We start from the raw sequence: 248 nt of genomic DNA, 5'->3' as shown, positions 1-248 counted from the left end.
CAGCCAATCTCACGGGACACGATTCGCATGGCGTCGGCATGATTCCGCGCTATGTCGATTCGCTGCGCGATCGCGAGCTGAAGTTGAACGCGCACGCGAGCGTCGTGAAGGACGTCGGCGCGGTGCTGACCGTCGATGGCGGCAAGGGCTTCGGCCAGGTCGTCGCACACGAGGCGATGGAACTCGGCATCGAGCGCGCGAAAAAGCTCGGCGTGTGTGCCGTCGCGCTGCGCAACGCGCATCACATC

Annotated in this window: 1 protein-coding gene; it reads left to right on the top strand. The window is 64.9% G+C overall.

Going from position 1 to position 248, the window contains the following annotated elements; genetic code table 11:
- Positions 1-248: Ldh family oxidoreductase (locus tag SB753_RS39975; protein ID WP_410805536.1), on the top strand; the 248-nt coding region annotated here is incomplete at both ends.

This window comes from Paraburkholderia sp. SIMBA_053 (genome assembly GCF_046534895.1).
Classification (GTDB): Bacteria; Pseudomonadota; Gammaproteobacteria; order Burkholderiales; family Burkholderiaceae; genus Paraburkholderia; species Paraburkholderia caledonica.
The sequence above is the reverse complement of the archived record's forward strand: the minus strand, read 5'-3'. Positions and strand labels throughout refer to the sequence as shown.